At 71.9% G+C, this 7,993-nt stretch carries 8 protein-coding genes; 6 read left to right on the top strand and 2 right to left on the bottom strand.

All coding sequences use genetic code 11. The features are described 5' to 3' along the window. Positions 1-456 (top strand): TrmH family RNA methyltransferase (locus OFY01_RS13290; RefSeq protein WP_266599537.1); only part of this gene is annotated, 456 nt, incomplete at its 5' end. Between the two features lie 54 nt (positions 457-510). Here OFY01_RS13290 and paaN read toward each other — a convergent pair. Then, entirely contained in the window at positions 511-2,205 is a 1,695-nt protein-coding gene (paaN, locus tag OFY01_RS13285; RefSeq protein WP_266599535.1) for a phenylacetic acid degradation protein PaaN, read from the bottom strand. 330 nt (positions 2,206-2,535) lie between these two features. Between paaN and OFY01_RS13280 the strand changes: the two genes are divergently transcribed. Together OFY01_RS13280 and OFY01_RS13275 are read left to right on the top strand one after the other, a co-directional pair. Beyond that, entirely contained in the window at positions 2,536-4,044 is a 1,509-nt protein-coding gene (locus OFY01_RS13280; protein ID WP_266599533.1) for a 3-hydroxyacyl-CoA dehydrogenase, read from the top strand. After that, positions 4,041-4,652 (top strand): TetR/AcrR family transcriptional regulator, encoded by a 612-nt coding sequence (locus tag OFY01_RS13275; RefSeq protein ID WP_266599531.1) that lies wholly within the window; start codon positions 4,041-4,043, stop codon positions 4,650-4,652. The genes OFY01_RS13280 and OFY01_RS13275 overlap by 4 nt, the downstream gene beginning before the upstream one ends. Before the next feature lie 162 nt (positions 4,653-4,814). Here the strand turns inward: OFY01_RS13275 and OFY01_RS13270 are convergent, their stop codons facing one another. Further along, the gene (locus tag OFY01_RS13270; RefSeq protein ID WP_266599538.1) at positions 4,815-5,300 is read right to left on the bottom strand and encodes an Lrp/AsnC family transcriptional regulator; all 486 of its coding nucleotides are present in this window, start codon (positions 5,298-5,300) and stop codon (positions 4,815-4,817) included. 190 nt (positions 5,301-5,490) lie between these two features. Between OFY01_RS13270 and pdhA the strand changes: the two genes are divergently transcribed. The 3 genes from pdhA to OFY01_RS13255 form a co-directional block, all read left to right on the top strand. After that, positions 5,491-6,666 carry a pyruvate dehydrogenase (acetyl-transferring) E1 component subunit alpha gene (pdhA, locus tag OFY01_RS13265; protein WP_266599529.1) on the top strand — a complete coding sequence of 392 codons (1,176 nt, stop codon included), beginning with the start codon at positions 5,491-5,493 and terminating at the stop codon, positions 6,664-6,666. Beyond that, complete coding sequence (locus OFY01_RS13260; RefSeq protein WP_266599527.1) at positions 6,663-7,661, top strand: alpha-ketoacid dehydrogenase subunit beta; 999 nt, start codon at positions 6,663-6,665, stop codon at positions 7,659-7,661. Before pdhA ends, OFY01_RS13260 begins: the two co-directional genes overlap by 4 nt. Before the next feature lie 74 nt (positions 7,662-7,735). After that, on the top strand, positions 7,736-7,993 hold a 258-nt coding region (locus OFY01_RS13255), incomplete at its 3' end, for a biotin/lipoyl-containing protein (RefSeq protein ID WP_323135507.1).

The following is a 7,993-nucleotide window of genomic DNA, read 5'->3' as shown; positions in this document are numbered from 1 at the left end:
CTGCGCGCCACCCCGCGCACGACACCCGTGGTGGTGCTCGACAACCCCCGCAACCTCGGCAACGCGGGCGCCGTCGTCCGCCTCGCCGCCGGCTTCGGGGCGTCCGGAGTCGTCACGACGGGCAGCCTCGACCCCTGGCACCCCACCGTCGTGCGGGGCGGGGCCGGGCTGCACTTCGCGACCGTCGTGGAGCGGCTCGCCGTCGACGAACTGCCGCACGGGCCGCTGTACGCGCTCGACCCCGAGGGCGCGGACATCCGCGGCCTGAAGCTGCCCGACGACGCGTTGCTCGCCTTCGGGTCCGAGCGCAGCGGCTTGTCGGCCGAACTACGCGCGCGTGCCGACCGGCTGGTGTCGCTGCCGATGCGGCCCCAGGTCTCCAGCTACAACCTGGCCACCAGCGTCGGCATGACGCTCTTCCACTGGAGCGCGCACAGCGCTCACGCGCCCGCCTGACGCGCGCACGCGCCAGGCGCCAGGCGGCAGTCGGCAGGCGGCAGGCGACGGACGTCAGACGGTCTTCCCGCGCACCTCCACGACCCGGAAGCGGTTGGCCACGAACGCGCCGTCGCACAGCGCCGCGTTCGCCGCCGGGTTGCCGCCCGAACCGTGGAAGTCGGAGAACGCGGCCGTCTGGTTCACGTACACCCCGCCCGTGAGGTTGAGCGAGAGCTGCGCGCACTCCTCCAGACAGACCTCCTCGACGGCTTCTGCCACCTCCGGGGAGGTGGTGTACGCGCCGACCGTCATGGCGCCCTTCTCGCGCACCGTGCGCCGCAGCAGCTCCAGGGCGTCCCCGGTGGAGTCGACGGCGACGGCGAAGGAGACCGGTCCGAAACACTCGCTCATGTAGGCGGCCTCGGCGTCGGGCTTGGCACCGTCGAGCTTCACGATCACCGGGGTGCGCACCACGGCGTCCGGGAACTCCGGGTTGCTGATCTCCTTCGAGGCGAGGGCTACTTCGCCGAGTCCGGGCGCCGCCTCAAGACGGGCCTTCACATCCGGGTTGACCAGGGCGCCGAGCAGTCCGTTCGCGCGGGCGTCGTCGCCGAGCAGGCCGTCCACGGCCTTGCCGAGGTCCGCGACCACCTCGTCGTACGTCTTGTGGCCCTGGTCGGTGGCGATGCCCTCGCGCGCCAGCAGCAGGTTCTGCGGGGTCGTGCACATCTGACCGCTGTACAGGGAGAGCGAGAACGCCAAATTGGCCAGCATGCCCTTGTAGTCGTCGGTGCTGTCGACCACGACCGTGTTGACCCCGGCCTTCTCCGTGTAGACCTGAGCCTGGCGGGCGTTGGCCTCGAGCCAGTCGCCGAAGGACGTCGATCCCGTGTAGTCGATGATCTTGATTTCGGGGCGAACGGCCAGGGTCTTCGCGATGCCCTCGCCGGGACGCTCGGCGGCGAGCGCCACCAGGTTGGGGTCGAATCCCGCCTCGGCGAGCACCTCGCGCGCCACCCGCACCGTGAGCGCGAGCGGCAGCACCGCCCGCGGGTGCGGCTTGACCAGGACCGGGTTGCCGGTCGCCAGGGAGGCGAACAGGCCCGGATACCCGTTCCACGTCGGGAAGGTGTTGCAGCCGATCAGGAGGGCGATGCCACGGGCGACCGGGGTGAAGCGCTTGGTCAGGACGAGCGGGTCGCGCTTGCCCTGCGGCTTGGTCCACTCCGCCGTGTCCGGGGTGCGGACCTGCTCCACGTACGCGTACGCCACCGCCTCCAGGCCGCGGTCCTGGGCGTGCGGGCCGCCCGCCTGGAACGCCATCATGAAGGCCTGGCCGCTGGTGTGCATGACCGCGTGCGCGAACTCGTGGGTGCGGGCGCTGATCCGGGCGAGGATCTCCAGGCAGGTCACCGCGCGCGTCTCGGCGCCCGCCTCGCGCCATGCGCGCATGCCCGCGCGCATGGCCGGCAGCAGGGTGTCGATGTCGGCGTGCGGGTACGTGATGCCCAACTGCGGCCCGTAGGGCGATACTTCGCCGCCCACGAAGTCGTCCGTGCCGGGCTGGGAGAGGTCGAACCGGGTGCCGAGCAGCGCGTCGAAAGCGGCCTTGCCCTCGGCGAGGCTCAGGCTGCCGTCCTCCCCGTACGCCTTGGGATGTTCGGGGTGGGGCGACCAGTACGCGCGCGTGCGGATCGCCTCCAGCGCCTGGTCGAGCGTGGGACGGTGCTTGGCGATCAGGTCGTGGGCGGTGAGCTCGGCGGCCATGACGGACCAACTCCTCCTCGGCGACGGCTCTTCGTCGAACCGGCGTGCTGGGCGGGACTGGCAGGGCTGCCCGCACCGACAGGGCTGACGGGTCAGGACTGTGCGGGACTGGGCAGAGGTGGACGGACAGAGTTAGAGTAACCGAACGATCGGTCGGGATAACAGGGTGTACGGAACCTGTGGAAAACCGGCCCGAAAGGCCCCGGACCCCCGGCCCCCGACCCCGTACGGGAAGATCTCGCGTGGGCGCCGCAAGGGGCGGCCCAGGCCGCAGAGGCCGCAGAGGCCGCAGAGCCCCGGCTGTGGGGCGCGGGAGGGAGACAGGTCGGCATGACGGCACATGACCGCCTCGTGGGCGTGGTGGGCACCGGCACCATGGGCCAGGGCATCGCCCAGGTCGCACTCGTCGCCGGACATCCGGTGCGGCTCTACGACGCCGTGGAGGGGCGGGCCGAAGCCGCCGCCGAGGCGATCACCGCGCGTCTGGACCGGCTAGTCGAGAAGGAACGCATGAGCGGCGACGAGCGCGACGCCGCCGTCGCCCGGCTGGCCGCCGCGCGCGAGCTCGGCGACCTGTCCGGCGCGGGTCTGGTCGTCGAGGCCGTCCTGGAGCGGCTGGACGTCAAGCAGCGGCTCTTTCGCGACCTGGAGGACGTCGTCGACGACGACTGCCTCCTCGCCACCAACACCTCGTCGCTGTCCGTGACGGCGATCGGCGGGGCGCTGCGCACGCCCGGACGGTTCGTCGGGCTGCACTTCTTCAACCCCGCGCCGCTGATGCCGCTCGTGGAGGTCGTCTCCGGCGCCGCCACCGACGTCACCGCGGCCACGCGCGCATACGAGACCGCACGCGCCTGGGGCAAGACGCCCGTGGCCTGCGCCGACACGCCCGGCTTCCTGGTCAACCGGATCGCGCGGCCCTTCTACGCCGAGGCGTTCGCCGTCCACGAGCAGCAGGGCGCCGACCCCGCCACCATCGACGCGGTGCTGCGCGAGAGCGGCGGCTTCCGGATGGGCCCCTTCGAACTCACCGACCTCATCGGCCAGGACGTCAACGAGGCCGTGACCCGCTCGGTGTGGGAGGGCTTCTTCCAGGACCCGCGGTTCCGGCCCTCGCTGGCCCAGCGCCGCCTGGTGGAGGCGGGCCGCCTGGGTCGCAAGTCGGGGCAGGGCTGGTACGCGTACGGGCAGGACGACCGGCGGCCCGAACCGCACACGGCCGCACCGGCCGAGGCGCCCGCCCACGTGGTCGTCGAGGGCGACCTGGAGCCCGCGGGCGAGCTCGTCGCGATGATCCGTGAGGCCGGTATCGAGGTGCGGCAGGAGGACGAGGACCGGGGCACGCGCATCGTGCTGCCCGGCGGCGGGCAGCTGGCGCCCGCGGACGGGCAGACGGCCGTGGAGTTCCGCGACGTCGTCTACTTCGACCTGGCGCTCGACTACCGCGCGGCGAGCCGTATCGCCCTGTCCGCGTCACCGACGGGCAACCCGCGCACCCTCGCCGAGGCCACCGGGCTCTTCCAGGCGCTCGGCAAGAAGGTCAGCGTCATCGGTGACGTGCCCGGCATGATCGTGGCCCGCACGGTGGCACGGATCATCGACCTGGCGCACGACGCGGTCGCCAAGGGGGTGGCGACCGGGGAGGACATCGACACCGCGATGCGGCTGGGCGTCAACTACCCCCTGGGCCCGCTGGAATGGGACCGCAGGATCGGCCGCGGCTGGGCCTTGTCGCTCCTGGAGGACCTGCACGAGCGCGAACCGTCGGGGCGCTGTGCGCCCTCGCTCGCCCTCTTCCGCCAGTCGTACGCACCCGAGAACGGGAAGGGCGCCGCATGAGCACCCCACGACCCGGCGCCGGTGCGCGCCGTGACACCTACACGCCCGACACGCTGCTCGCGGTCGCCGTCACCGTGTTCAACGAGCGGGGCTACGACGGCACGTCCATGGAGCACCTGTCCAAGGCGGCGGGCATCTCCAAGTCGTCGATCTACCACCATGTGACGGGCAAGGAGGAGCTGCTGCGCCGTGCCGTGAGCCGGGCGCTCGACGGGCTCTTCGGGATTCTCGACGAGCAGCACGCGCGCGTGGGCCGCGCGGTCGAGCGCCTGGAGTACGTCACCCGGCGCATGGTCGAGGTGCTGACCGGTGAACTTCCCTACGTGACGCTGCTGTTGCGGGTACGCGGCAACACCGACACCGAGCGCTGGGCCATGGAGCGCCGCCGGGAGTTCGACCACCAGGTGGCCGAACTGCTCAAGGCGGCCGCGGCAGACGGGGACGTGCGCGGCGACATAGAAGTGCGGCTCGCGACCCGTCTCGTCTTCGGAATGATCAACTCCATCGTGGAGTGGTACCGGCCCGACAGCGGTGGCCGCCTCACCGACCGCGAGGTGGCCGACGCCGTCGTGGAACTGGTCTTCGGGGGGCTGCGCGAGGGCGTGTGAACGCCTCTGCGCGTCCGGTTCTACGCGCCTTCTACGCGCCTTCTACGCGCCTTCTACGCGTCTGGTTCTCGCCGCTGGTTCTACGCATCCGGTTCTGGCGTTAGATTCTCGCGTCCAGTTCTACGTGTCCGGTTCTACGTGTCCGGTTCTACGTGTCCGGTTCTACGCGTCCGGCTCCAGGTCCTCCTCCTCGAAGACCAGCAGGGTGCGCGAACTCAGCACCTCGGGGATGGCCTGGAGCTTGGTGAGGACCAGCTCGCGCAGCGCCCTGTTGTCCCGGGTGTGCACCAGGATCAGGACGTCGAAGTCCCCGCTGACCAGTGCGATGTGCGAGGCCTCGGGCAGTCGGCGCAGCTGGTCGCGGACGGTGCGCCAGGAGTTCTGGACGATCTTGAGCGTGATGTACGCGGAGGCGCCCTGGCCCGCCCGTTCGTGGTTGACGCGTGCGCCGAAGCCGCGGATGACGCCGTCCTCGACGAGTCGGTTGATGCGGGCGTAGGCGTTGGCCCGTGACACGTGGACACGTTCGGCGACGGAGCGTATCGAGGCGCGGCCGTCCTTCAGGAGCATGTTGAGGATGTCGCGGTCGATGGCGTCCAGCGGGCGGGCGGCGGGCTCGGCGGCCGCACCGTCGTGGCCGTCGGCCATTTGTTCAGATGCCATGTGCCCGCGCCTCCCTACCATGGACGTAATGCGTTCATCTCAGGCTGTGGAGAACCGTTTGTCCACAGCCTGGAGGTGGCTGTAGCCAAAATGTGCCGACGACCGAACAATCGGTAGGTGAGGCGCATCACATCCGACGCGCCCGTCGAAGCCGCTCCCACGAGGAGGTGCCGTCATGACGGTCATGGAGCAGCAGGGCGCAGGCCACGCGGCCCGTACCGCGCCGCCGCCCGCCTGGCAGCCCAGCACGGACCCCGCGCCGCTGCTGCCCGACGCGGAGCCGTACCGGGTCCTGGGCACTCCGGCCGCGGCACACACCGACCCAGCACTGCTGCGCCGCCTGCACGCGGAGGTCGTGCGCGGCCGCCGCTACAACACGCAGGCGACCGCCCTGACCAAGCAGGGCCGCCTCGCCGTCTACCCCTCGTCGACCGGCCAGGAGGCATGCCAGGTCGCCGCCGCGCTGGCCCTGGGCGAGCGCGACTGGCTCTTCCCCAGCTACCGCGACACGCTCGCCGCCGTCGCCCGCGGCCTCGACCCGGTCGAGGCACTGACCCTGCTGCGCGGCGACTGGCACACCGGGTACGACCCGCGCGAGCACCGCATAGCGCCCCTGTGCACCCCCCTGGCGACGCAACTCCCGCACGCCGTGGGCCTCGCCCACGCCGCGCGCCTCAAGGGCGACGACGTGGTGGCGCTCGCGCTGGTCGGCGACGGCGGCACCAGCGAGGGAGACTTCCACGAGGCGCTGAACTTCGCGGCCGTGTGGAGCGCCCCGGTCGTCTTCCTCGTGCAGAACAACGGGTTCGCCATCTCCGTGCCGCTGGCGAAGCAGACCGCGGCGCCGACCCTGGCCCACAAGGCCGTCGGGTACGGGATGCCGGGCCGCCTGGTCGACGGCAATGACGCGGTGGCCGTGCACGAGGTGCTCGGCGAAGCCGTGACCCGCGCGCGTGAAGGCGGCGGACCGACACTGATCGAGGCCCTCACGTACCGGCTCGACGCGCACACCAACGCCGACGACGCGACGCGCTACCGCACCGACGACGAGGTCGAGGCATGGCGCGCGCACGACCCTGTGCTGCTGCTCGAACGCGAGCTGACCGCGCGCGGCCTCATCGACGAGGCGGGCCTGAAGGCGGTGCGCGACGACGCCGAGGCTCGCGCCGCCGACCTGCGCGAACGCATGAACCAGGACCCGGAGCTCGAACCCATGGACCTGTTCGCCGACGTCTACGCCGAGCGGACCTCGCAACTGCGCGAACAGGCGGCACAGTTGCGGGCCGAACTCGACGCCGAGGCAGAGGCCGAGGCGCAGGCCGCCGACGGCGCCGAAGGGGGACGGGCATGACCACGGTCGCCGCCAAGCCGGCCACCATGGCGCAGGCGCTCGGGCGCGCGCTGCGCGACGCCATGGCCGAGGATCCGACGGTCCACGTCATGGGCGAGGACGTGGGCACGCTCGGTGGCGTCTTCCGCGTCACCGACGGGCTCGCCAAGGAGTTCGGTGACGACCGCTGCACGGACACGCCGCTCGCGGAGGCCGGCATCCTCGGAACCGCCGTGGGCATGGCGATGTACGGGCTGCGGCCGGTCGTGGAGATGCAGTTCGACGCGTTCGCCTATCCCGCCTTCGAACAACTCGTCTCTCACGTCGCGCGGATGCGCAACCGCACGCGCGGCGCGATGGCGCTGCCGCTGACCGTGCGCATCCCCTACGGCGGCGGGATCGGCGGTGTCGAGCACCACAGCGACTCCTCCGAGGCGTACTACATGGCGACACCGGGTCTGACCGTCGTCACCCCGGCGACCGTCGCGGACGCGTACGGGCTGCTGCGGCAGTCCATCGCCAGCGACGACCCCGTCGTCTTCCTGGAGCCCAAGCGGCTGTACTGGTCGAAGGACTCCTGGAACCCCGAGCATCCGCTGGACGTCGACCCGATCGGCACGGCGGTGGTCCGCCGCGCGGGGACCAGCGCCACGCTGATCACGTACGGGCCGTCCCTGCCCGTCTGTCTGGAGGCGGCCGAGGCGGGCCGCGCGGAGGGCTGGGACCTCGAAGTGGTCGACCTGCGCTCGCTGGTGCCGTTCGACGACGCGACCGTGGCGGCGTCGGTGCGGCGTACCGGGCGGGCGGTCGTGGTGCACGAGTCGGGCGGCTTCGGCGGGCCAGGCGGCGAGATCGCGGCGCGCGTGACCGAGCGCTGCTTCCACCACCTGGAGGCGCCGGTGCTGCGGGTGGCCGGGTTCGACATCCCGTATCCCCCGCCGATGCTGGAACGGCACCATCTTCCGGGCGTCGACCGGGTGCTGGACGCCGTCGGGCGCCTCCAGTGGGACCAGTGACGTGGGGCCGCTGACGTGGGACCAGTGACGGGCCGGGACGGGCAGGACCGGCTGAGGAAAGGGACGGAGAACTGATGGCGCAGGTCCTGGAGTTCAAACTGCCCGACCTCGGTGAGGGGCTCACCGAGGCGGAGATCGTGCGGTGGCTGGTGCAGGTCGGCGACGTCGTCGCCGTCGACCAGCCGGTCGTCGAGGTCGAGACGGCCAAGGCGCTGGTCGACGTGCCCTGCCCGTACGGCGGTGTGGTGACGGCCCGGTTCGGCGAGGAGGGGACGGAACTTCCGGTCGGCGCCCCCCTCCTGACCGTCGCGGTCGGCGCGGCGCCGGGAGCC

The organism is Streptomyces beihaiensis (assembly GCF_026274175.1).
Classification (GTDB): Bacteria; Actinomycetota; Actinomycetes; order Streptomycetales; family Streptomycetaceae; genus Streptomyces; species Streptomyces beihaiensis.
This window is presented reverse-complemented; position numbering and strand designations above follow the sequence as displayed.

Bases quoted from the DNA above. Each gene is read 5' to 3' on its own strand.
- OFY01_RS13280 (WP_266599533.1), top strand. From the start codon at position 2,536: ATGACGGCACATGACCGCCTCGTGGGCGTGGTGGGCACCGGCACCATG.
- OFY01_RS13260 (WP_266599527.1), top strand. From the start codon at position 6,663: ATGACCACGGTCGCCGCCAAGCCGGCCACCATGGCGCAGGCGCTCGGG.
- OFY01_RS13270 (WP_266599538.1), bottom strand. From the start codon at position 5,300: ATGGCCGACGGCCACGACGGTGCGGCCGCCGAGCCCGCCGCCCGCCCG.
- paaN (WP_266599535.1), bottom strand. From the start codon at position 2,205: ATGGCCGCCGAGCTCACCGCCCACGACCTGATCGCCAAGCACCGTCCC.
- pdhA (WP_266599529.1), top strand. From the start codon at position 5,491: ATGACGGTCATGGAGCAGCAGGGCGCAGGCCACGCGGCCCGTACCGCG.
- OFY01_RS13275 (WP_266599531.1), top strand. From the start codon at position 4,041: ATGAGCACCCCACGACCCGGCGCCGGTGCGCGCCGTGACACCTACACG.